The 20,998-nt window shown below is 69.5% G+C and carries 19 protein-coding genes and 2 tRNA genes; 9 read left to right on the plus strand and 12 right to left on the minus strand.

Features of this window, described 5'->3' with window-relative positions; genetic code table 11:
• Window positions 1–10: 10 nt before the first annotated feature.
• The 10 genes from BKH32_RS04345 to BKH32_RS04390 all read right to left on the minus strand — a co-directional run bounded on the left by BKH32_RS04345 (window position 11) and on the right by BKH32_RS04390 (window position 12,372).
• Window positions 11–670 carry a response regulator transcription factor gene (locus BKH32_RS04345; protein ID WP_075248793.1) on the minus strand — a complete coding sequence of 220 codons (660 nt, stop codon included), beginning with the start codon at window positions 668–670 and terminating at the stop codon, window positions 11–13.
• Window positions 667–2,196, minus strand: coding sequence for a sensor histidine kinase (locus BKH32_RS04350; protein ID WP_075248794.1), 1,530 nt, complete (start codon window positions 2,194–2,196; stop codon window positions 667–669). Before BKH32_RS04350 ends, BKH32_RS04345 begins: the two co-directional genes overlap by 4 nt.
• 74 nt (window positions 2,197–2,270) lie before the next feature.
• Window positions 2,271–3,596: a UDP-glucose dehydrogenase family protein gene (locus BKH32_RS04355; RefSeq protein ID WP_075248795.1), complete on the minus strand. Its 1,326-nt coding sequence runs from the start codon at window positions 3,594–3,596 to the stop codon at window positions 2,271–2,273.
• Window positions 3,593–4,672 (minus strand): phosphotransferase, encoded by a 1,080-nt coding sequence (locus tag BKH32_RS04360; protein WP_081376689.1) that lies wholly within the window; start codon window positions 4,670–4,672, stop codon window positions 3,593–3,595. The genes BKH32_RS04355 and BKH32_RS04360 overlap by 4 nt, the downstream gene beginning before the upstream one ends.
• Before the next feature lie 23 nt (window positions 4,673–4,695).
• A complete protein-coding gene (locus tag BKH32_RS04365; RefSeq protein ID WP_075248796.1) occupies window positions 4,696–5,916 on the minus strand; it encodes a phosphotransferase family protein in 1,221 nt (406 codons plus the stop codon).
• Window positions 5,913–7,688, minus strand: a complete 1,776-nt coding sequence (locus BKH32_RS04370) for an ABC transporter ATP-binding protein (protein ID WP_075248826.1) — start codon at window positions 7,686–7,688, stop codon at window positions 5,913–5,915. The genes BKH32_RS04365 and BKH32_RS04370 overlap by 4 nt, the downstream gene beginning before the upstream one ends.
• 50 nt (window positions 7,689–7,738) lie before the next feature.
• The gene (locus BKH32_RS04375; RefSeq protein WP_075248797.1) at window positions 7,739–8,908 is read right to left on the minus strand and encodes a glycosyltransferase family 4 protein; all 1,170 of its coding nucleotides are present in this window, start codon (window positions 8,906–8,908) and stop codon (window positions 7,739–7,741) included.
• A complete protein-coding gene (locus BKH32_RS04380) occupies window positions 8,908–10,194 on the minus strand; it encodes a glycosyltransferase (protein WP_075248798.1) in 1,287 nt (428 codons plus the stop codon). The genes BKH32_RS04375 and BKH32_RS04380 overlap by 1 nt, the downstream gene beginning before the upstream one ends.
• A complete protein-coding gene (locus BKH32_RS04385) occupies window positions 10,191–11,483 on the minus strand; it encodes a glycosyltransferase family protein (RefSeq protein WP_075248799.1) in 1,293 nt (430 codons plus the stop codon). The genes BKH32_RS04380 and BKH32_RS04385 overlap by 4 nt, the downstream gene beginning before the upstream one ends.
• Window positions 11,484–11,595: 112 nt before the next feature.
• The gene (locus tag BKH32_RS04390) at window positions 11,596–12,372 is read right to left on the minus strand and encodes a DeoR/GlpR family DNA-binding transcription regulator (RefSeq protein ID WP_075248800.1); all 777 of its coding nucleotides are present in this window, start codon (window positions 12,370–12,372) and stop codon (window positions 11,596–11,598) included.
• Window positions 12,373–12,654: 282 nt separating this feature from the next.
• Between BKH32_RS04390 and BKH32_RS04395 the strand changes: the two genes are divergently transcribed.
• The 9 genes from BKH32_RS04395 to BKH32_RS04435 all read left to right on the plus strand — a co-directional run bounded on the left by BKH32_RS04395 (window position 12,655) and on the right by BKH32_RS04435 (window position 19,437).
• Window positions 12,655–13,746, plus strand: coding sequence for an ROK family protein (locus BKH32_RS04395; protein ID WP_075248801.1), 1,092 nt, complete (start codon window positions 12,655–12,657; stop codon window positions 13,744–13,746).
• 178 nt (window positions 13,747–13,924) lie between these two features.
• Complete coding sequence (nadD, locus tag BKH32_RS04400) at window positions 13,925–14,608, plus strand: nicotinate-nucleotide adenylyltransferase (protein WP_075248802.1); 684 nt, start codon at window positions 13,925–13,927, stop codon at window positions 14,606–14,608.
• Entirely contained in the window at window positions 14,598–16,286 is a 1,689-nt protein-coding gene (locus tag BKH32_RS04405; RefSeq protein WP_075248803.1) for a hypothetical protein, read from the plus strand. Before nadD ends, BKH32_RS04405 begins: the two co-directional genes overlap by 11 nt.
• A 66-nt stretch (window positions 16,287–16,352) precedes the next feature.
• Window positions 16,353–16,772, plus strand: coding sequence for a ribosome silencing factor (rsfS, locus tag BKH32_RS04410; RefSeq protein WP_075248804.1), 420 nt, complete (start codon window positions 16,353–16,355; stop codon window positions 16,770–16,772).
• Window positions 16,769–17,410 carry a histidine phosphatase family protein gene (locus BKH32_RS04415; RefSeq protein ID WP_075248805.1) on the plus strand — a complete coding sequence of 214 codons (642 nt, stop codon included), beginning with the start codon at window positions 16,769–16,771 and terminating at the stop codon, window positions 17,408–17,410. Before rsfS ends, BKH32_RS04415 begins: the two co-directional genes overlap by 4 nt.
• A gap of 93 nt (window positions 17,411–17,503) precedes the next feature.
• A tRNA-Ala gene (locus tag BKH32_RS04420) sits at window positions 17,504–17,576 on the plus strand.
• 40 nt (window positions 17,577–17,616) lie between these two features.
• A tRNA-Ala gene (locus BKH32_RS04425) sits at window positions 17,617–17,692 on the plus strand.
• Between the two features lie 82 nt (window positions 17,693–17,774).
• A complete protein-coding gene (locus BKH32_RS04430) occupies window positions 17,775–18,422 on the plus strand; it encodes a MarC family protein (protein ID WP_075248806.1) in 648 nt (215 codons plus the stop codon).
• A 127-nt stretch (window positions 18,423–18,549) separates the two neighbouring features.
• Window positions 18,550–19,437, plus strand: a complete 888-nt coding sequence (locus BKH32_RS04435; RefSeq protein WP_075248807.1) for a hypothetical protein — start codon at window positions 18,550–18,552, stop codon at window positions 19,435–19,437.
• Between the two features lie 121 nt (window positions 19,438–19,558).
• On the opposite strand, the gene BKH32_RS04440 is transcribed toward BKH32_RS04435, so the two are convergent.
• Window positions 19,559–19,837: a DUF1540 domain-containing protein gene (locus BKH32_RS04440; RefSeq protein ID WP_075248808.1), complete on the minus strand. Its 279-nt coding sequence runs from the start codon at window positions 19,835–19,837 to the stop codon at window positions 19,559–19,561.
• A gap of 279 nt (window positions 19,838–20,116) precedes the next feature.
• A complete protein-coding gene (gene deoD, locus BKH32_RS04445; protein ID WP_075248809.1) occupies window positions 20,117–20,839 on the minus strand; it encodes a purine-nucleoside phosphorylase in 723 nt (240 codons plus the stop codon).
• Window positions 20,840–20,998: the final 159 nt, after the last annotated feature.

Consider the following 20,998-nt stretch of genomic DNA (forward strand, 5'->3'; position numbering starts at 1 on the left):
GCGCCGCGGATCAGGTGAGCCGGTAACCCATGCCGCGCACGGTCTCCACCCGCTGCCTTCCCAGCTTGTTGCGCAGGTAGGAGACGTAGACCTCCACCACGTTGGAACCGGGGTCGAAGTCCAGCCCCCACACCGAGCTCAGCAGCTGCTCGCGGCTGAGGACCTGACCGGGGTGACGCATGAAGGCCTCGGCCAGGGCGAACTCCCTGGCGGAGAGCTCCACGGTCCGCCCCTCCAGCGTCAGGGTCCGGGTGCGCAGGTCCAGAACCATGTCGCGGTGGGTCAGACTCATCTGGTCGGGGCCAGTGGTACCAGGGCGCAGCCGTACCCGAATACGGGCCAGGAGCTCCTCGAAGGAGAAGGGCTTGGGCATGTAGTCGTCGGCACCTCCCTCCAGGCCGGCGACGCGGTCGGCCACCGAGGAGCGCGCCGTGAGCATGATGACCGGCGCTCCCACCCCTTGGCCGCGCAGCTGCTGGAGCACCTCGAAGCCGTCGATGTCGGGCAGGCCCACATCCAGGATGATGAGGTCGAAGCTCTCCTGGACCGCCAGGGCCACGGCCTGCCTGCCCTCGGCGGTGGTGTGCGTGGTGAACCCGGCCGCCTTGAGACCCTTGGTGAGGAAGGCGACGATGCGGGGCTCGTCCTCAACGATGAGGATGCGGCTCATGGCGAGTGACTCCTTCGGGAGGCTGTCGGGGGCTGAGCGGGGCTTGAGTCCCCGGCGGGTGCGAGGGCGCCGCCTTGGGAGGAGGACGGGGCGGCGGAGGTCTTCAGGGGGACCACCATGGTGAACACCGATCCTCGGCCCTTCTCAGAGCGTATGTCCAGTCGCCCGCCGTGCGCTGCAACGATCGTCTCGACGATGCTGAGCCCCAGTCCTGCCCCGGAGGCGAGCTCCTGAGCCCCGGTGGCGCGTTTGAAGCGCTGACGCACCAGGTCGATGTCCTCAGGCGCGATCCCGATGCCCTCGTCGGCCACCCACATCTGCAGGTGGCCGTCGCGAACGGCCGAGCCCAGGGACACGGTGGAGCAGTGCTCGGAGTACTTCACCGCGTTGGCCACCAGCTGGAGCCAGGCCTGGGTGATCCGGGTGGGGTCGATCATGGCCCGGGTGAAGGCCGCCGACTCCATCTTCCAGCGGCGCTCGCCCAGGGCGAGGGACTTGTCGAAGACCAGCTCGGTCAGCTCGGCGACATCGGTGTCCACCGGGGTGACGAAGTCGCTCTGGACGCTCTTGGCCAGCAGGATCAGGTCGTTCACGAGCATCCCCATCCGGTCGAGCTCATCAAGGGCCAGCAGCTGGGTCTGGCGCACGTCCTCGGGGTCGGAGGGGTCGGTGAGCTCGAGGTGACCGCGGACCACGGCGATCGGGGTGCGCAGCTCGTGGCCGACGTCGTCGAGCAGGTTGCGCTGGGCCTCCACCGAGGTCTGGACCCGGTCGAGCATCCGGTTGACGGCCTCGGCCAGGGCCGTCAGGTCGTCTCGGCCCTTGACCGGCACCCGGGTGGTCAGGTCCTCCTCACCGATGGACTCGGTGGCTCGGCGCAGCTGCTCGATGGGACGAAGGAGCCGCTCGACGGCGAACCAGGCCAGCCCCGTCACCAGGGCGACGGTGAACACGGCCGCCGCCGCGTAGAAGGCCATGGTGCGTCGGAGCTGGGACTCGGCGACCTTGAGGTCGATGACGTGCACGAGCGCGCCGCGCTGCGATCCGCCCTGCAGCGGGACGATGAGGACCCGGTAGGTCGAGGTGGGGGTGCGCACCGTCTCGATGACGGACTCCGAGGCGGCGGCCTGGGAGGTCACCCGGGTGAGCAGCTCCTTGTCCTCCTCGGGGCGGAAGGAGACGTTGTCCGAGGAGACCCAGGTCAGCTCCGTGCCGGCATCGGTGCCCACGAAGCCGAGCTCGGCCTCACCGCGCCCCTCGGCAGTGCGCTGGATGTGGGTGCGCAGAATCGCGGAGACGTCCTCCAGGGGCTGACCGCTGGAGGGGTCCTGCCTCTCGGCGGCCAGCTGTCGGATCCGGTCTCGGCTGTGCTCGAGCCGGTTGGTGGCATCGGCCGACACGCTGGAGTGCCCCAGCGCCCACACGATCGCCCCGCACATGACCAGTGCGATGCCGGCCACCAGCACGATCGCCCACATGACACGGGTGCCGATGGTGACGGTACGAGTGGGCAGCAGTGAGGTCATGTCGCCATTGTGCCCGGAGCCATGGGGCTCCGCCCGACGGGTCCGGGCACGGGCGGAGCCGGTAGCGGCCCGACTCAGCGTCCCACTCCCGTGTAGGTCCACCCGGCCTCGCGCCAGGCCACCGGGTCCAGGGCGTTGCGTCCGTCAATGATGACGCGCTCGGCGACGCCGGCGGCGGCGTCAGCGGGGTCGAGGGCCACGAACTGGTCCCACTCGGTCAGCAGCAGGACGAGCTCGGCCCCCCTGAGCGCGGCTCGGGGGTCGTCCTCCAAGGTGAGGTGGGGGTGGGAGCGGGCCACCACGGGCAGGGCCTGCGGGTCGCAGACAGTGACCTCCGACCCGAGGTCGGCCAGGCGGGAGGCGACGTCCAGGGCGGGGGAGTCGCGCACGTCGTCGCTCAGGGGCTTGAAGGCCGCCCCCAGGATGGTGATCGCCCGGCCGGACAGGTCTCCGCCCACGTGGGTGCGGGCCAGCTCGACGATCCGGTCGCGCTGCTCGCGGTTGATGGAGTCGACCCTGCCCAGCAGGTCCGCCAGGTGCACGGCGCCGTGGAGGTCGGCGCTGGCCTGCAGCGCCCGGATGTCCTTGGGCAGGCAGCCTCCGCCGAAGCCGACGCCGGCCTGGAGGAAGCGCCTGCCGATGCGCGGGTCGTGGCCGATGGCGTCGGCCAGGACGGTGACGTCGGCCCCGGCCGTGTCGCACAGGTGGGCCATGGCGTTGATGAAGCTGATCTTGGTGGCCAGGAAGGAGTTCGCCGCGGTCTTGACCAGCTCGGCGGTGGGGTAGTCGGTGACGATCCGGGGGATGCCCTCCTCCAGCAGGTCCTGGTAGACGGCGTCGAGCGCGGCCTGGGCCTCCTGGGTGTCGCGGGGGTCGGCGGGAACCCCGTAGACGATGCGGTCGGGGTGGAGGGTGTCGGCCACGGCGAAGCCCTCGCGCAGGAACTCGGGGTTCCACAGCACCAGGGCGCGTCCGGCCAGGCGCTCGGCCACCTGCTGGGCGGTGCCCACCGGGACGGTGGACTTGCCCACCACCAGGCTGCGCCCGCCCTCGGGCAGGGCGTCGTGAAGCATGTCGACCACGCTCCACAGCTGGCTCAGGTCGGCCTCCCCGCCGGTGGCGGACTGCGGGGTTCCCACGGCGATGAAGTGGACGTCGGCCGCGGCCAGCTCGGCCGGCGTCGGCGTTGAGGTGAAGCGCAGGTCGCCCTGCTGAGCCCCGGTGACCAGCAGCTCGGGCAGCCCCGGCTCATAGAAGGGGGCGCGGCCCTGGGAGAGGGCCTCGACCTGCTCGGGTCGGGTGTCGATCCCCAGGACGTGGTGTCCCAGGTGGGCCATGGCGGCGGCGTGGACGGCACCGAGGTATCCGCAGCCGATGACGGTGAGCTTGAGAGGGGTCATGAGTTGTTCCAATCGTTGGTGAGGTCCAGGGGCATGAAGGGGGAGGCGTGTCCCAGGCAGTGGTGCACCCAGACGGGCAGCCACTGGTGGGCGGCGGGACGGAAGGCGTGGACGAAGACGAGCCGCAGCGCCGAGGAGCGGTAGTAGGTCTCCAGGCGCGGTGCCGTCACGGGCAGCCTGCGGGCCAGGTCGTCGAGCAACCCGCGGACCCGGGTGTGAGCCTCCGGGCCGAGCCGGCCGCGAACCGCCATGAGATCCGCGTGGGCCCAGAGGTTGCCCAGGTCGAGGGCCGCCTCGGCCATGGCCGCGGTGTCCAGGTCGAGCAGGGACAGGTCGGTTCCGTCCCACAGGAGCTGGCCGTCGTGGAGGTCGCGGTGGGTGATGACGTGCATCCCGCTGCCCTCCCTCAGGCTCAGGCAGGTGTCCACCACCTGCTCGTGCAGAAGGTCCTGCTGGTCGATGACGCCGTAGCGGTGGGCGGAGGCCAGCCAGCGCCGCAGCACCTCGGCCTCCTGCCGAGGCCCGTGGACGGGCAGGTCCGCCTCTCGCTCGCCCAGGCATGACCAGGAGTCCGTGAGCCGCCGCCACCCGGGAAGGCCGGCGTCACCGAGCTCGTCGAGACTGCGGCCCGGCAGCAGCTCGAGGTCAACGACGTCGTCCCCGTTGCCCAGGATCCTGGGGGTGCGCAGGTCGGTGACCCGCAGCACCGAGGCGGCGGTCGCGTGCGCCCGCACCAGGGAGGCGGCCTTGTGGGGCCGTACGATCTTGCGGACCCGGGAGGCCTCCGTCACGACGGCGCGGCGACCGGCGCGGTGGACGACGAGTCTCCCGGTCAGCTGCGTGGACAGGGCCGGCAGAGCCGGGTCGCCGGCATAGGGCAGCAGGTCGGGGGCACCCCCCACGGTGACGTGCCCGGCGCGCAGACGGCCCTGATCGTCGACGCACTCGATGCTCACGCTCGCGGGGTCCGAGTCCCGTTTGCCGGGCCAGGCCCGGCGCAGCCCGGGGATGGCGCGCAGCGTGCTGAGCATGTCCACTGCCCCCGTCCTCTGAGTCTCCTGCGTCATCTGAGTCATTCGTGTCGTCCTCATCGTGTCCGTCATGCCCAGGTGGCCTCCTTCTCAGGCGACTGGGCGATGCGCTCGATGGCGGCCAGATCCGCACCGATGCGCTCACGCCAGGACGGCTCGGCCCGTCGCAGGGGATCGGCCAGTCGCGCCAGCCGGGACAGTGCGATCGCCCACCCCAGCTCCTCGCCGCCCGGCACCGGCCGGTGCGCGGCGTAACCCTCCAGCAGCGCACGCCGCTGAGAGGACGGCGCGCCCACCAGGTAGGAGCCCAGGTCCGTGGCCGCCGGTGCCAGACGCACCCGGTCGAAGTCGGTCAGCCAGATCCGCCCGGTCGAGTACTCGTAGAGCACCTGGTCGGGGGAGGCATCGCCGTGGGTGACAACCGGTGTCCCCGGGAGCCGGTCGGGCAGCATGTCGCCCACCGCCCGTACCCGGCGCGCCAGCTCGGGGGCCAGGACATCGAGCTGACGGGCGTGGACCTCGACCAGCTCCCGGGAGCAGGGCGGCTGATGCGGCAGCCGGTCGACGAGGTCCGCCGGCAGCTGCCCGGCGCAGGAGTGCAGCTCAGCCAGCAGCGTCCCCACGCTCCCGGTGGCTTCCACGAGGCCCTGAGCGGTGGCCGGATCATCAGTGTTGTCCGCGTAGAAGTCAGCCAGGTTCGTGTCTCCGCACCACTGCTGCACACTGACGCGGCCCTCGCACCTGGACACGGCCTGCGAGTCGAGCAGGCCGGGGACCGGGAGGAGCCCGGACAGGGCGCGGTGGGCGTCGTCGGCCGGCCCCCCGGCTCCGGTTCGCAGCCGCAGGACCGTGGAACCGTCTCGCAGGACCAGTCGCCGTGAGGGGTTGTAGCGCAGCACGTCCCGGGCCTCCCAGGTGCCCAGCACCCCCAGATCCGTCGCCTGGGCGAGAGGTTCGGCCAGCTTGGGGTCGGTGAGGACCTCACCGCACTGCAGCAGCAGGCCGTCGCCCAGGGGACGGGTGACGGGGGACTGCGCCGGCCCCAGGCGGGCGGCCAGGCGCTCGGCCTGAGCGGCCTTGGACTGCGAGATGGGCCAGAGCAGACGGGCCCAGCCCGCGGTGAGCCCGGTGCTCCGATCCGTCAGAGAGACCAGGACCGAGACCTCCGGCTTGATACGCAGCCTGTCGGCCCGCACCGGGCGCCCGAGGAGCTCGCTGAGCCGATCGGCGTCGAGTACCGTGGCGACGGCGTCAGCCGTGGTCATTGCGCTGATGATCGACGGAGTCATGATCCGCTCCCCACCAGGGCGAAGGACTCGGCCAGATGACTGCTCGCCCACCGACGGAAGTCGGCCGAGGACTCCACGAGGCACTGAGGGCTGCCCTCCAGGCGGATCCGCCCGTCCTGGATCCACACCACCCGGTCGGCGCGCATGGCGGCCTGCGGGTCGTGGGTGACGGTCAGGGTCGTGCGTCCGGCCACCAGCTCATCGATCGCCTCCAGCACCGCCGACGTCGAGGCCGGGTCCAGTCCGGTGGTCGCCTCATCCAGGATGATGATCGGCGAGTCGCGCAGCAGCGCCCGAGCGATGGCGATGCGCTGGCGCTGGCCGCCGGAGAGGGTGCCGCCCCGCTCGCCCACGGCCGTGTCGTAGCCGCCCGGCATCCGGGTGATGAAGTCGTGGGCATGGGCCGCACGCGCGGCCGCCTCCACCTCCTCGTCGGAGGCATCGGGCCGCCCCAGCCGGATGTTCTCCCGGATCGTGCCGGTCAGCAGCACTGCCTCCTGGTGCAGGACCGAGGCCTGCGAGCGCAGGAAGCGCAGATCCAGGTCGTCCAGGCTGTGCCCGTCGAGACTCACTGTGCCGGACGTCGGATCCAGGGCCCGCACCACCAGGGACACCAGGGTGGACTTGCCTGAGCCCGACGGCCCTATGAGGGCCACGTGCTCGCCGGGAACCACCGTCAGGCTCACACCGTGCAGCACCGGGCGGCCCTCGTACGCGGCATGCACGTGGTCGAAGTGGATCATGCCGTGGACCCGGTCCAGCACGGTGGCGTCAGCAGGGGAGACGATGTCGGGCTTGACCGCCATGAGGTCGGCCACCCGCTCGCCCGAGGCCGTCGCCCGGGCGATGCGGCCGGTGTACTTGGCCATATCCCGAAGCGGCTTCATGGTGGTGCGCAGGTAGGTCGTGAACAGCACCAGGTCCCCCGGGGACATGGCGCCGTTCAGGACCCGGATGCCCCCGCCGACCATGACCACGGCGGTGGCCACGCCGACGATGACGTCCGTGGATCGCTCCAGGCGCGCGGCGATACGGCGCGAGCGCACCCCCTCACTGAGCGACACCGTGTTGGCGCCCGTGAAACGCTCATGCAGCAGCGGCTCCAGACCGTAGGCCTGGACCACCTTGATGGCGCCGAGCGCCTCCTGGGCGGTGTTGGCCAGGTTCCCCTCCGACTTGCGGCTGCGCAGAGAGGCTGCGGAGATCCGCCGCGAGTTGCCCGAGGACGCGAGCAGGAAGGCCACCACCGCCAGGAGCACGATCATGGCCAGCAGCGGGTCGAGGAACACCATGACCACGACCATGACCAGCAGGGTCAAGGTGTTGGCGGCCATCGGCAGGCCGGCGGTGACAGCGACCTCCTGCATGCGGTTGACGTCGGCGATGAGCCGCTGAACCGTGTCCGCACTGCGGTTGCGGGCGTGGAACTGCTGGGACAGGCCCTGGACGTGGTGGAAGGCCCGGCCGCGCAGGGAGGCCGCTGTACGCGACCCCACCAGGGCGAAGGCCACGGTGGCCAGGTAGTTGCACAGTGCCCGGCCGGCCACGATCGCCAGAAGGGCGATACCGAGCCCCACCAGTGAGGAGACCGTGGCGGGGGCGCTGCCCGTGTGACGGCCCAGCGCCGCCACCAGCGAGTCGATGGCGATCTTCAACGGCCAGGGCTCCAGTACCCGGAAGACCACCTCCGCCAGAAGCACCGCCGTGCCGCCGGCCATGAGACGCCACTGCGGCGCGGCATCAGGGCCCACCAGCCGCAGGGTCTGCCGCATGGGGGAGTGGCGCATCCGACTGCATCCGTGACGGCGTGGAAGCGAGCCCATCACCGCCCACCCCCTTGAGCCACACCGGCCAGCTCCAGGATCCGGGTAACGACTCGAGCCCAGGAGTGGCGCTCCTCGGCCAGAAGGCGCCCGTCGCGCCCCAACCGGGCCCGCCGCTGGGGCGAGGCCGCCAGATCATCCAGGGCCGCGGCCAGCGCCGTGGGGTCCGAGGGCGCCACGAGCACGCCGTGGAGCTGCGGGCCCTCCTCAAGCAGCTGGGGGATCTGCCCGACGTCGGAGGCCACGACCGCCAGCCCCGCGGCCAGGTACTCCAGGACCTTCATGGGGGAGAAGTACTGCTGCTCCAGGCCCCCCAGATCCGGATAAGGGGCAACCCCGATCGCCGAACCCGCCATGTGGGCGGGGATCTCCTCAGGCGCCACCGCTCCACGGAAGTCCGCCTCCACCCCCAGGCGCTCGGCCTGAGCCCGGAGCGTCTCCATCTCAGGGCCGTCCCCGATGATCCGCAGGCTCCACTGCTGACGCGCCAGGGCCGCCGCCGTGATGAGGTCGGTCACCCCGTGCCAGGGCTTGAGCGTCCCCACGAAGGTGACGACCACCCGGTCGGGGTCCGCCGGCTGAGGCTGGATGCGGCGCACGCTCACACCGTTGGGAACCGTATGGATTCTGCCGGCGACAGCCTCCGCGTCCGGCACATCGGCGATGCGGCGACGAACCCAGTCGGCCACCGGGTCCGAGACGCACACCGTGACCCGGGCAGCCCCGACCTGACGGCGCAGCACCTGCTTCGCGCCGGAGACGTCCACCAGCGAGCGATGACGACGCTGCTCGTCGATCAGCGGAGCGTTGACCTCCAGGACCCCCGGCACCCCGGTGGCCGCAGTGACATCGGTCAGTGCCGTGGAGAACAGGGAGTAGCGCTCGTAGACCAGGTCGGCGCCGTCGGCGATCACCTGCGAGGCGATCCTCTGCGCGGTACGCACCTGCGCCTGCTCCCGCTCAGCGGGGGCGGCATCGGCAACCGCCTCCAGGTGCAGCTCGAGGTCGGCCAGGTCGGCGGGCACGTGCTCACCCGAGCGCAGGGCGTAGAGCACCACCTCGTGGCCGGCGGACCGCAGCTCGCGAACGACCTCCTGGATGTGCACCGAGGCGCCCTTGGTCCCGAACACCGGGATGCCCGGGTCGCAGCAGATGTAGGCGATCCGCATCAGGCGGCCCCTTCCTGGTCGGCCAGGCACACGCCGGCAGCGGGAACGGGGCCCGACTGCCAGGCGGCCAGGACCTCGGCCTGGACCCGGGAGTCGAACTGCTCCTCGATCAGAGCCCGCGCCCCACGGGACAACGAGACGGTGTCCACCTCTCCCCGCGCGATCCCGCGCAGGGCCACGGCCAACGAGGCCGGGTCACCCGGGGGAAGAAGGATCCCGGTGACGCCGTCGTGAACCACCTCCGGAAGTCCCGACACCGCCGTGGCCACCACCGGCGTCCCGCAGGCCATCGCCTCCAGGACCACCGTGGGCAGACCGTCGATATTGCCGTCGGCCGCCTCGATGCAGGGAGCCGCGAACACGTCCGAGCGCGCCAGCAGCTCGCGCACCTCCGCCTGCGTGAGCGGACCCAGCAGACGGATCCTGCAGGCCAGCCCCAGGCGATCGATCTGCTCGGTCAGGCGCTCACGCTCATCGCCGTCACCGGCCAGCTCCACCTCGACGTCGACACCCGAGCTCACCAGGATCCTCACCGCCTCGACCAGGTCGGCGAAGCCCTTCTTGGGCACCAGACGACCCACGGCGCACACCCGTAGCGGCTCGGTCCTCGTGGCGGAGACCGGCTGCGGGGCGCGGTAGGAGAAGCGATCCAGTTCCAGGGCGTTGTAGCGCAGCGATACCGTGGCACCCGTGCCCGCCAGCACTGTTCCCAGGTAGTCCTCGTTATAACGGCTGATGGCGATGACCCGTTGCGCGCCGGCGCAGATCCGGCGCAGCCACACCGGGTCCACCGACTCGTGGAAGATGTCCTTGGCGTGGGTGGTCACGGTGTAGGGAATGCCGGTCACGGCCGAGGCGATCCACGCCACCCGCCCCGCCAGGGACGCGAAGTGCGCGTGCAGGTGGGTGATGGAGTCCCTGCGCGCCTGGCGGGCCAGCTCCACACCCTGGGCCACCTCGTCACCGGGCAGCTCGGCCAGCACCGGCATGATGGCTGCGAAGCGCTCGCGGTCCTCCCGGCGGGTCAGGCCGTCGGTGAGCTGGTGCCACAGGTCGATGCCCCGCTGCGGCCGGCCCACCCAGTTGACGCGGGCGGCGACCCGGGCGATCTCGGGGTGGAAGCGCGCATCAGTGGTGGGGCGCAGCGCGTAGATGCTCAGATCCTCGCCCTGGGCCTCGCGGGCCAGGATCTCGGTGACGATGAAGGTCTCCGAGAAGCGGGGGTAGACCTTGAGGACGTATCCGATACGGGGGGCGCCCCGGTGGGTGTCGAGTGCGGGATTCATGCGGGGATCTCCATCCTGGTGAGGCTGGTGGCGTGGCTGGTGAGGTGAGTCAGGCGCGTGGTGGGAGCGTCGTTTCGGTCGTCAATGAGCTCGGCGGCGAGCAGCGGGACCGTGGCCAGGCCGTCCAGGCGCAGACGGCGTCGCCCCGTCACCTGGTGACGGGCGGCCTCCTGATCGCCCAGCAGCTCGGTGAGCCGGTCCTCCAGCGCTGTGGCACTCAGATCCGTGACTCTCAGGAGGTCGACGGCGCCCGCCTTCTTCAGGGCGGAGGCCCGGATGAGCTGCTCCAGGCGAGGCGTCTCGCGCGGGACGAGGAGAGCCGGGGTCTCGGAGGCGAGGATCTCGCTGACCGTGTTGTACCCGGCCATCGCGATAACCGCTGCGGCCTGCTGGATGTGGCGACTCATTCCCGGCCAGGACCGGCGCACCGCGGTGCGGGGTCCGGCCGCCTGAGCGACCTGGTGGAACAGGGCGGCATCGAGCTGGGGGCCGGTGACCACGACATGCCGGTAGCCGTCAGGGACGCGTGCCTGCGCGGCGGCACGCAGCAGGTTGATGCCGTCGGAGCCGCCACCGGCGGTCGTCAGGACGAAGGGCTCCGGGTCGAGGGCGTTACCGGCCAGCGCGGGTGAGACCTCGGAGCCGTCCCTGGCCTCGGCGATATCGCGACCGTGGGCGAGGTAACCGGTGTAGCGCATCCGCTCCTCCAGCGCAGCCGGGGCCTCGCCGGTGGCGCTCAGGTCGTGGACCGCGGCGTCCCCGTAGACCCAGACCTCGTCGACGAGCCGGCGCAGCGTGTCGGCCTCGCCGAGCTCGTCCCACTCGCGCTGCACGGTCACGGGGGTGTCCAGGACCTCGCGCAGACCGAGCACCACGCGCGCGGCGGGGTGTGTCCGGCGCAGGTGCGCCAGGGGCTCGCGCAGCTCCTGGTGCACCCCGTAGGGATGCCGGTCGATGATGAGCAGGTCCGGGGCGAAGGTGCTCAGGACTCCGGACAGCAGGGAGCTACGGACTTCGCCCAGGTCCTCGCGGGTGATGCGCAGGCGCTGGGGCTGGTAGATGCCCCCGGACTTCTTGACCCCTGGCAGCACCAGCCAGTCGAAGCCGTCGGGGAGGCGGTACTCCTGTCCCGGAGCCAGGCCGGTGACGACCAGGCCGGTGACGTCACGGCCGGTGAGCCCCGGCAGCGCCCGGGCCAGGTGGTGGGCCAGAGCGAGGTTGCGGCGAAGGTGGCCCAACCCCTTGGCATCGTGGCTGTAGAGGGCCACACGTAGGGGAGCGGTCGTCATGATCGTCTCTCTTCTCCCGGTGTCGGTTCTGGATCGTTCTGAAACGATCCTGACCGGTCAGGAGAAGATGACGATTAGGGGCGGATGAGAAAGCTCTCAGGTTTGTCGGAGGCTAGACCAGCCGCACCTGGACTCCGGCTTGACGCAGGGCCTCGACCTGGTCGGCGGGAGCGGCGTCGTCGGTGATGACCGTGTCGATCTTGGAGGTGGTGCAGATGAGTGCGAAGGCCGTCCTGCCGAGCTTGGAGCTGTCGCACACGATGACGACGTGCTGGGCGGCCTCGACCAGGGCGGCGTTGACGGCGGCCTCGCCGTCGTGCTGGGCGTAGGCGCCTCTGGCATCGAGGCCCTCGACTCCCAGGAAGAGCGTGCCCACGCTGATCGAGGGCAGGATGAGGTCGGCCAGAGGGCCGGTGAGCTCGAAGGACCGGGCTCGCGCGATCCCTCCGGTGACGACGACGCGCACGCACTGGCGCACGGCCATCTCGTTGGCGATGTTGACGGCATTGGTGACCAGGGTGACCGGCACGTCCGGGTCGGTCAGCTCCGGCAGGAGCGCGATCTCGCGAGCCACCTCGGTGGTCGTGGTGCCGCCGTTAAGACCGACGGAGTCGCCCGGGTGCACCAGAGCGGCCGCCGCCTTGGCGATACGGGTCTTCTCATCGGCCATCTTGGAGGTGCGATAGCGCAGAGGCGGCTCGGTGGAGGTGGGGTTGGCGATGGCGCCGCCACGGGTGCGGCTGACCAGCTGCTGGTCCGCCAGATGGTCGAGGTCGCGCCGTGCGGTCGCCGCCGAGACCCCCAATCGCGTGATGATGTCATCGATATGGACGCTGCCCTCGTCCATGATGATGTCGAGGATGGCTGAATGGCGATCATGCCGAGACATCTCGATCCTCCTGGGGGTCAAGGGGGTAGTGCGGGACGGGGAGGGGAGGGGCGGGAGCTGGACGTGTATATGATTTGTGCATCAACTACTTGCCGTATTCTGGTGACCGTGCGGCAGGTAGTCGGTGTATGGACGTCAGCATAGTTCAGTGATACCCGCAGTTGCCTCCTGAGAGCGACACATCGCGATACAAACCTTGCTACTGTCCTCGACATCAATCACGCCATTGTGCGGGGTGCGGCCTCGTGGGCTCGCCGTCCCGCCTCCGAGAACAGAGAAGACATGGGTTGTCCCGCTGATCTTGCCGAGCCCCTCCACCGTGAGGAGGGCGTCCTCGCCGTGGGGGTCGATGTCGGTGCCGACGCCGTCTCCGCGGTTGTCGCTGATGGTTGGGGGAGTGTCGTCTCCTCCCTGGAACTGCCCGTTCCCAAGGAGTGCCGCTCCGACGTCAACCGACTCGCCCAGGAGATCGGCAACGCGATCCGGTCCTTGTACGCGGGCCTCGCCGACGACCTCAGCGGTGGAGCGTCCGGGGTGACGGCCCTCGTGGTCGGGGTCAGTGTGCCCGGCGTCGTCGATGAGGATGAGGGGCGCGTGCGCCGCAGCGAGACTCTCGGGTTGCAGGACGCCCCGTTGGCGAGTCTGGTGAGGCAGTCGCTGTCGTCTCATGCCGCTGGGCTGTCCGAGCTCTCCGGAGACCTCGAGGTGAGGCTCTATCAGGATGCCGGCTGCGGCGCCTGGGCCGAGAGCCAGTGGGGTGCGGCCGGGAGGAACTGCCTCTACCTGGCGGTCGGCGAGTGGATCTCCTCCGCCGTCCTGCTGGGCGGCACCCCGGTACTCGGCGAGGGCTGGGCAGGTCAGGTCGGTCGGATCCTGGTTCCCGATCCGGACTGGAACGGGGAGAGGGCCCGCCTGGAGGACGTCGCCTCCGTGTGCGCCATGGTGAGGCGCCACACCGCAGGCATGCTCGATGACTCCGCGGGCTCCTCCGGCTCCGGCTCCGGTGCCACTGCGTCGGCCTCGGGCGGCTGCGATGACGCTTCCAGTGAGTCGTTGACCCAGTGCGCCTCAGGTCTGGAGGCCCTCCTCTGCGCGATAGGTTCGGGGGACCGGGAGGCGCGCCGCGTTTGGGACACCGGCCTGGACGCCTTGGCTGAGCTCGTCGCTCACGGCGTCGGTCTGCTCGGCCCTCTCGACGTCGTCGTCAACTCCGAGCTGATGCGGGCAGATGAGGAGGCATTCCTTGAGCCTCTGCGGTGTCGGGTGGCTGATCTCGTGGGCGACCTGCCGGCGCCGCGGCTGATGGCCTCCCGGCTCGGGGCAACGGCCCCGGTGCTGGGGGCGGCGGGGCGCGCACTCGTCGGTTGGAAGTAGTCTGACGGCAGTCCGAATGCCGCCTCGCGTCTCTGCGCCGTCGGCTGATAACTCGCTTATGGCGTTGCGGAGGCCCACAATGGGGGTAGGCCGTGGCAGTATGTTCGCCAACTGCAGTCGTCCAAGCCGGTTGAGGAGAACCAAACGTGTCCCCCAGGAGAGAAGCGAGGCGCAGCGCGTGACCCTGTCTGCTCGTCCGCTTCGCATCGGCATCATGGGGGGAACCTTTGATCCGATCCACCATGGGCACCTGGTCGCGGCCAGCGAGGTTCAGAACGTCTTCGCTCTCGACGAGGTCGTCTTCGTGCCCACCTGGGCCCAGCCCTTCAAGAAGGAGCGCAAGGTCTCCCCGGCCGAGCACCGTTACCTCATGACGGTGATCGCCACGGCCTCCAACCCGAGGTTCACGGTCTCCCGGGTTGATATCGACCGGGGAGGAACGACCTACACGATCGACACCCTTCATGACATCGCGGCGGAGTACCCGGGTGCGGAGCTGTACTTCATCACTGGAGCCGACGCGCTGGCGCAGATCCTCACCTGGAAGGACAGTGAGGAGATCTTCGACCTGGCTCATCTGGTGGGGGTGACACGTCCCGGGCACGTCCTCAGCGACTCCGGGGTTCCCCGTGACCGGATCTCATTGGTGGAGGTGCCGGCCATGGCGATCTCGTCGACGGACTGCCGTCAACGGGTCGGGGAGGGGTCTCCGGTGTGGTACCTGGTTCCTGACGGTGTCGTGCAGTACATACGCAAGTACGGGCTCTATCGTATGGCCTTGCGGCCGGCGTCGGCGACGTCGATGACGGCGAGAGTGGCCCGCGAGCAGTCCCTGAGGAAGGAGAACGACGGTGAGCACTGAGCAGACCGGCGTCAATGCCCCCACGTCCGAGGAGCCGACGCAGGATGAGCACGCTCCACGCGGCAGTCGTCGTGCGATCCGGCAGGCGGAGCGCGCCGCTGAGCGCGAGGCGATCCTGACCGGTCAGCAGCCGCTCCTGACCCGACGTGAGATGAGGCGTCTGCGCGAGGAGGCCAAGGCGCTCAGGGCCGCCGTCGAGGCGGGCGAGATCACCCCTGAGCAGGCCCAGGCGCTGCAGGACCCTCTTGCCGATCCCGCGTCGGTCACCTCCCGTTCCTCCTCCGCCTCGGGCGATGAGGCCGAGTCCGGGCTGGGGGAGCCGGCCGAGCCGGCCGCCGTCGACGGGGCCGACTACCTCGAGCAGGGAGGGCAGAACCCGCCCCTCAACCTGTCCGTCCCCGAGGGGCCGGCCGCCTCCGCCCCGAGCTGGCGCTCGCTGTCGGCGGCCGAGGCCGTGGCGATCTCTGAGATCGAGACGGGCCTGATGGAGGCCGTCGACCTGCCGGTGGCCACCCTTGACTATGACGCTCACTGGGCCGCGAACCCCAGCTCCGAGCCGGCACCGGTACCCGCCCGCTTCTCGCTCAAGGACCGCCTTGAGGGGGGCTCCGTCTCCGAGGCGGAGGAGGCGGAGAGCCCGGAGGGCAACGGGCCTCAGGGGGCCGTTGAGGTCAGCGACGACGCCGAGGCCGAGGAGCCTGCCACCAGCCCCTACGACTACCGGGAGGGTTTTGAGCCGACGGGCCAGGACGATGGGGAGGCCTCCTCGCAGTCCTCCTCGACGGTCGATGCCGTGAGCGCCGCCCCCGCTGTTCCCGCCGTCTCCGCAACGGCCTCCGGTGCCGCCGACTTCTCCGCCTACGAGCAGGCCGCGGCCGCACGGACCACTGAGTCCGCACGCAGCGGACTCAGTGCCGGGTCGGCGTCCTCCGCCGGCTCGGTGCGCCGACCCATCGTGCGGATTCCGGCCGCTGCGCAGGGGGTGCGCACCGTCAACGCCTCCACGGGAGAGCTCAGCTCGGTCCAGCCCGTGGACAGCTCACCGTCCGCTCAGGATGCCGCCGACGCGCAGGATGTCTACGACGTCCCCTCCATCGAGGAGCCGATGGCGCAGGACGACGCCGCGGTTGAGGTCGATATGGAGGCGCAGACCATGGTGGTTCCGACGTCGGCCCCCTCGACTCAGGCCGCGCAGGACTCCGAGTTCGGTGCACCCGGGGCCCCGCAGTGGAGGTCGCTGCACCAGCCCTCGCAGACGGGCAGCTTCCAGGAGGCGATCGTGGAGGGGACGGCTGAGACCGCAGCTGTCTCCGGTGAGGCCGTCAGTCCCTACGCCTTCTACAGCGACGAGGCCGAGCACGGCAACGCTCCGCTGGGCTCCTCCGAGTGGGACTCCGTGGCGGTCCCGGCTGCCGAGGCTCCCGAGGAGCCCTACCTGGCTCCGGTCAATGAGGTGACCGGAAGGGTGCCCACCCCGGATCACGTCCTGCCGATGGAACAGCCCGGCTCCTCCTCGCGCATCGGGAAGATCCTCATGGCCGCACTCATCATCGTCCTCCTGCTGATCATCATCGCGGTTGTCCTAGGACTGCTGATCCTCAACGGCAGGATCGGCGGCAGCTCGAGCGCCATGGCGACCGGCATCGGTGCGGGGGAGTGGATCCGTCAGCTCGTCTGACGGGGGCGTGCACGGTACAGTCGCCGCTGCCGCATGATGTCCGACTGACCGTCCCGAAGGAGATCCGTGTCCGCCACCGAACACGCCACCGGCCTGGCGATCGCCGCTGCTCGCGCGGCAGCCGACAAGAAGGCCGAGCACCTCGCCGCCATCGACGTCTCCGAGCGACTGGGGCTCACCGACGTCTTCCTGCTGGCCTCCGGATCGAACGACCGACACGTCCACGCCATCGTCGACGCGGTCGATGAGGCCATGCACCATGCCGGGGCCAAGCGCCGTACCCGGGAGGGCTTCGCCGACGCCCACTGGGTCCTGGTGGACTACGGCGACGTCGTCGTCCATGTCCTGCAGAACGAGGACCGAGAGTTCTACTCGCTCGAACGACTGTGGAAGGACTGCCCGGCCATCGAGCTGCCGGTGGACCTGACGCATGAGAACGGCCGAGACAGTGACGCTCTCGGCGGTCGAGAGACCACCGCGTCATGACGGATCTCATTCTGTGGCGCCACGGCCAGACCGATTACAACAGTCAAGGGCGAATTCAGGGCCAGGTCGACGTCCCTCTCAACGAGACCGGTCGTGACCAGGCCCGGCGCGCCGCCGAGGGCATCGCGGCACTGGGGCCCACTCGCATCGTCTCCTCCCCGCTGGTACGGGCTCGGGCCACGGCCGAGGTGCTGGCGTCACTGACCGGCTTGAGCGTCGAGATCGATGAGGGACTGGCGGAGAAGTCCTTCGGGGACTGGGAGGGGCTCAAGGCCACTGACATCAAGAAGCAGTGGCCGGAGCACTACGCCACCTGGCGGGCCGGGGGAGAGCTTCCTCAGTTCAGGATCGAGGGGCGCCGTCAAACCGCCAAGAGGGTGGGAGAGGCACTCAATGCCATCGCCGCAGGCTCTCAGAAGGACGACGTCATCGTGGCCGTCTCCCACGGAGCGGCCACCAACCTGGGGGCCACCTGCCTGCTGGGGATGGATGCCCAGCAGTGGTTCGGCCTGCGCGGCATGAGCAACTGCTGCTACGCGATCATGCGGACCAACGAACGGCCTCCGGGCTGGTCGGTGGTGACGTGGAACGCCGGGCCGCCAGTGGACTCCAGTCCGTTGGGCAGCATTTTGGGTTGAACGGGTGAGGTAGTGCACGTGGTGCGGATTTGCTCTGACGGGTCCGAACTTCATACAGTTATCCGCGTCGCCGCACGCGAGCGACGCCCGAACGGGGCTATGGCGCAGTTGGTAGCGCGCTTCCATGGCATGGAAGAGGTCGGGGGTTCGAATCCCCCTAGCTCCACGATCCCCTCGGAGTGAACACCGGGTGGGACACCCGTGAAGGGGCTATGGCGCAGTTGGTAGCGCGCTTCCATGGCATGGAAGAGGTCGGGGGTTCGAATCCCCCTAGCTCCACCAAGTCACCGACCAGGCCCCGCCATCCAGGCGAGGGTCATTTTGTTTCTCTGCTCGCCGTTGCAATGTGGGGCACAATATAGGTATGGCTATCGCTGTGCTGGTCAAGGCCTTGGGTGCCTTCTTCGCGATCATGAACCCCTTTGTCAACTTGCCCCTGTTCCTGAGCCTCACCCAAGACCAGGATGCTGCGACCCAGCGGCGCACAGCGATTCGTACAACGATCTCCTCCACCGTCATGTGCGCCGTCGTACTGATCCTCGGTGCGGCAATCCTGAGGTTCTTCGGCATCGGTGTCGACGATTTCCGGATTGCAGGTGGAATCGTCCTGCTCATCATCTCCTTGTCCATGCTCCATGGCAGTGGCTCCAGCGCCCACGAGGGAAGCAGGCAGGAGAAGGAGCATCACGACGTCGCCGCTGGTGATGGGAGTGATATCGCCTTCTTCCCCATGACCTTTCCCATCCTCGTGGGGCCGGGAACGATCGCCACCATCATTGTCATCCAGTCCCAGGTCCGGGGACTGGGCGGGCATGCGGCGGTTACGGCTGCATTGGCGGCCGTCCTCGTAGCGCTCGGGATCGTTCTCTACTTCTCAGCCAGCATCGGTGCTCGCCTGTCCCAGACGATGCGTACCATTATGACTCGCCTCATGGGAATGATCCTGGCCTCGATCGCGGTGCAGATGATCGTCGTCGGGATCCAGCACCTTTTCCCCGGGCTGGCTCGCTGAGACGCGCCCCACGTGTGGGTTCCTGAGAGGAACTGGCTCCTCGAGCGGACTGAGGGTAGCCTCACCTTCAGATGCTGCCGGGAGCACCCCGCTCCCACGTGCGGCAACACGGTAGGAAGGTAAGCGTGTGACGTCCGTTCAGGTCCCCGACATCATGCAGCGTGCCCGGCGCATGGCCCGGCGTCTCCTGGCCGGCAGCGGGAGCGCCGCTGTGACGGCCTACCGTATCGACCCCTCCGCACCGGCCGCCTTCGTCGCTCATGCCTTGCGGGCCGATGGTCGGATCCTCGTCGCCGCCTGTCCCCCCAAGGGCACTCCGTTGGCCATCGCGCCCGACGACGTCGCCGTCGACATCCGGCTCGACGTCACTCTCGATGCCGCCGAGCCCGGTGTTCGCATCACGGCCGCCACCGCTCATCTGCTCGGGAGCCTGACCTGGGTCGCGGGTGAGGACCGCGCCCTGGTCCTGGCCTCTTCTCGGTCGTCTGCCTGCCACTGCGTCATCGTCGGCGAGGATCCGCTCGAGCGGGTTCGGGAGATCGCCTCGGGACCCGGTGGACGGCTGGGCGTCATCACCTGTGAACGGGTCATGCTTCACTGCGTCTCCGGGGTCTCCAGCCACGACATCGAGGAGATCCTCGACATCGACTCGGCCGATGCTGCTGCGGCGCCCTCAGCCTCCTGGAGCCCTCAGGAGATCATGGACGCCCATGAGGCGGTCAGCGCCGTCGGTCAGCTGGGGCTGCGGGCCGTGTGCGAGGCCGTGCGCGAGGGGCAGATGCCCGGATGGATCTGCTCGTCCCGCCCTGCCGTCGGCGTGTGCCCCACGCTGTGGGACAGGACCCTGTGCGTCGACGTCGATGCCCACGGGGTGACCCTCATGTCCATCACCGGTGAAGAGGTCACCACGCTGGTGGTCTCCTTCCCACAGGCCCTGGTCGGCGCCGGCGAGGTCGGGCCGGCCCTGGAGCGGCTGGCCTCTCACGCTCTGCCGCGGCGCCTGACTCGCCCCTGAGGAGCCAGTCGCGGCTGCGCTTGCGGCCGTTGATCCCACTGCAGAAACCGAAACGGGGGACACCACCATGCGGTGGCATCCCCCGTTGGCCCCCAGCCGCTCGAGCTGGAGAGCCTTCCGGTCAGCGAACCTCGTAGGTCGTGCAGGCAGCGGTGTCACCGCCGACGGTCACGGCCTCGGCCGTGCACATGAGGTCCTTGTTGTGGACGCACTCGAGGCGCTGGCAGGCACCCACGTGGCCCTCGGCCACCGGCAGACCGCCGCGGGCGTCGAGGCTGATGAAGGTGTCGCAGGCCGGTGCGCCGTTGTCGCCACCGACGGTGATGGCGAAGGCGGTGCAGCCGCCGTTGTTGAAGGCGCAGGAGGTGGTGGTGCAGGAGGCGATCTTGGTGACGGACATGATGCATTTCCTTTCGAGCGGATGTGCGCTGTGGACATGAATAACGTAAATCCGCATCCGCCTCCCGGCAACGAAGGACAGCCTGCCCTGTTTCGTCTCTCGTTGTTAATCGTTGCAATTCCGCCGTTTCAGTGGTTCGTGTCGGGCTATTCCCGCCCGTCGGAAGCCCTTGGGGAAGGCTGGGGTTGTGTGCCGACAGTTTTCGTTATTCATCCCAGGTAAGGCAGTCCTGCGCGGGGGCGGCCGGAGGCCCGAGCGGCCTGGAGGACTGTGCGTGGATCAGCTGTGGGCCGCCGCCACGGCCAGGCGCAAAGAGTCCGCGAAACGTGTCTCCCGCTCGGCGGCACTCATGTCACCGGAGTGGTCCAGCAGGTGGTCGGAGACGGTCAGGACCGCCAGCGCCTGCTTGTCGTACTCGGCTGCGACCCCGTAGAGGGCGGCGGCCTCCATCTCCACTCCCAGGACCCCGTGCCTCGCCAGCGCCTCGGTCTGTCCCTCGGGGGTGAAGTAGAAGTGGTCCCGCGACATGACGGTGCCCAGGTGGACTGCTCCGCCGACCTGGGCCTGCTTGGCCAGGGAGGCCTCGTAGGCGGCTGCGGCCAACCGGAAGTCCGCCACAGCGCAGAAGTTGACGCCCGGGATGCGCAGCTGGTTCATGGAGGAGTCCGTGTGGGCGCCGGTGGCCACGATGACGTCGCCGACCTTGACCTTCGGGGAGAGGCCGCCAGCAGTGCCCACCCGAATGATCCGCTCCACGCCGAACTGGCTGAACAGCTCGGTGGCGTAGATCGTGAAGGAGGGCTGCCCCATCCCTGAACCCATGACGCTCAGCGGCTTCCCGTTCACGGTCCCGGTGAAGCCCAGCATCCCGCGCACGTCAGTGACCAGGCGGGCGTCATCCATAAGGAGCTCGGCGATGCGTCGGGCCCGCTTGGGGTCGCCGGGCATGAGAACGGCGGGGGCGAAGTCTCCGGGCTCTGCGGCGATATGAGGGGTGGCCATGGGGGTCCTCTCGGGGTGGTGAATCAGATTGGACAGTGACGTTCAGTGTGGCATGGATCGCGTGAGAAAAGACAGGGGTCCACCCCGACAATCGTCCGTATCGTGGACATCAGACGACACATCGTGGTCACTGGACTAGCGTCCGACGACAAAAGGGCC

This window comes from Actinomyces oris (assembly GCF_001929375.1).
In the GTDB taxonomy this organism is placed as follows: Bacteria; Actinomycetota; Actinomycetes; order Actinomycetales; family Actinomycetaceae; genus Actinomyces; species Actinomyces oris_B.

Bases quoted from the DNA above. Each gene is read 5' to 3' on its own strand.
- BKH32_RS04350 (WP_075248794.1), bottom strand. From the start codon at position 2,196: ATGACCTCACTGCTGCCCACTCGTACCGTCACCATCGGCACCCGTGTC.
- BKH32_RS04355 (WP_075248795.1), bottom strand. From the start codon at position 3,596: ATGACCCCTCTCAAGCTCACCGTCATCGGCTGCGGATACCTCGGTGCC.
- BKH32_RS04415 (WP_075248805.1), top strand. From the start codon at position 16,769: ATGACGGATCTCATTCTGTGGCGCCACGGCCAGACCGATTACAACAGT.
- BKH32_RS04385 (WP_075248799.1), bottom strand. From the start codon at position 11,483: ATGACGACCGCTCCCCTACGTGTGGCCCTCTACAGCCACGATGCCAAG.
- BKH32_RS04360 (WP_081376689.1), bottom strand. From the start codon at position 4,672: ATGACTCAGATGACGCAGGAGACTCAGAGGACGGGGGCAGTGGACATG.
- BKH32_RS04395 (WP_075248801.1), top strand. From the start codon at position 12,655: ATGGGTTGTCCCGCTGATCTTGCCGAGCCCCTCCACCGTGAGGAGGGC.
- BKH32_RS04440 (WP_075248808.1), bottom strand. From the start codon at position 19,837: ATGTCCGTCACCAAGATCGCCTCCTGCACCACCACCTCCTGCGCCTTC.
- BKH32_RS04375 (WP_075248797.1), bottom strand. From the start codon at position 8,908: ATGCGGATCGCCTACATCTGCTGCGACCCGGGCATCCCGGTGTTCGGG.
- deoD (WP_075248809.1), bottom strand. From the start codon at position 20,839: ATGGCCACCCCTCATATCGCCGCAGAGCCCGGAGACTTCGCCCCCGCC.
- BKH32_RS04345 (WP_075248793.1), bottom strand. From the start codon at position 670: ATGAGCCGCATCCTCATCGTTGAGGACGAGCCCCGCATCGTCGCCTTC.
- BKH32_RS04390 (WP_075248800.1), bottom strand. From the start codon at position 12,372: ATGTCTCGGCATGATCGCCATTCAGCCATCCTCGACATCATCATGGAC.
- BKH32_RS04430 (WP_075248806.1), top strand. From the start codon at position 17,775: ATGGCTATCGCTGTGCTGGTCAAGGCCTTGGGTGCCTTCTTCGCGATC.
- BKH32_RS04365 (WP_075248796.1), bottom strand. From the start codon at position 5,916: ATGACTCCGTCGATCATCAGCGCAATGACCACGGCTGACGCCGTCGCC.
- BKH32_RS04380 (WP_075248798.1), bottom strand. From the start codon at position 10,194: ATGAATCCCGCACTCGACACCCACCGGGGCGCCCCCCGTATCGGATAC.
- BKH32_RS04370 (WP_075248826.1), bottom strand. From the start codon at position 7,688: ATGCGGCAGACCCTGCGGCTGGTGGGCCCTGATGCCGCGCCGCAGTGG.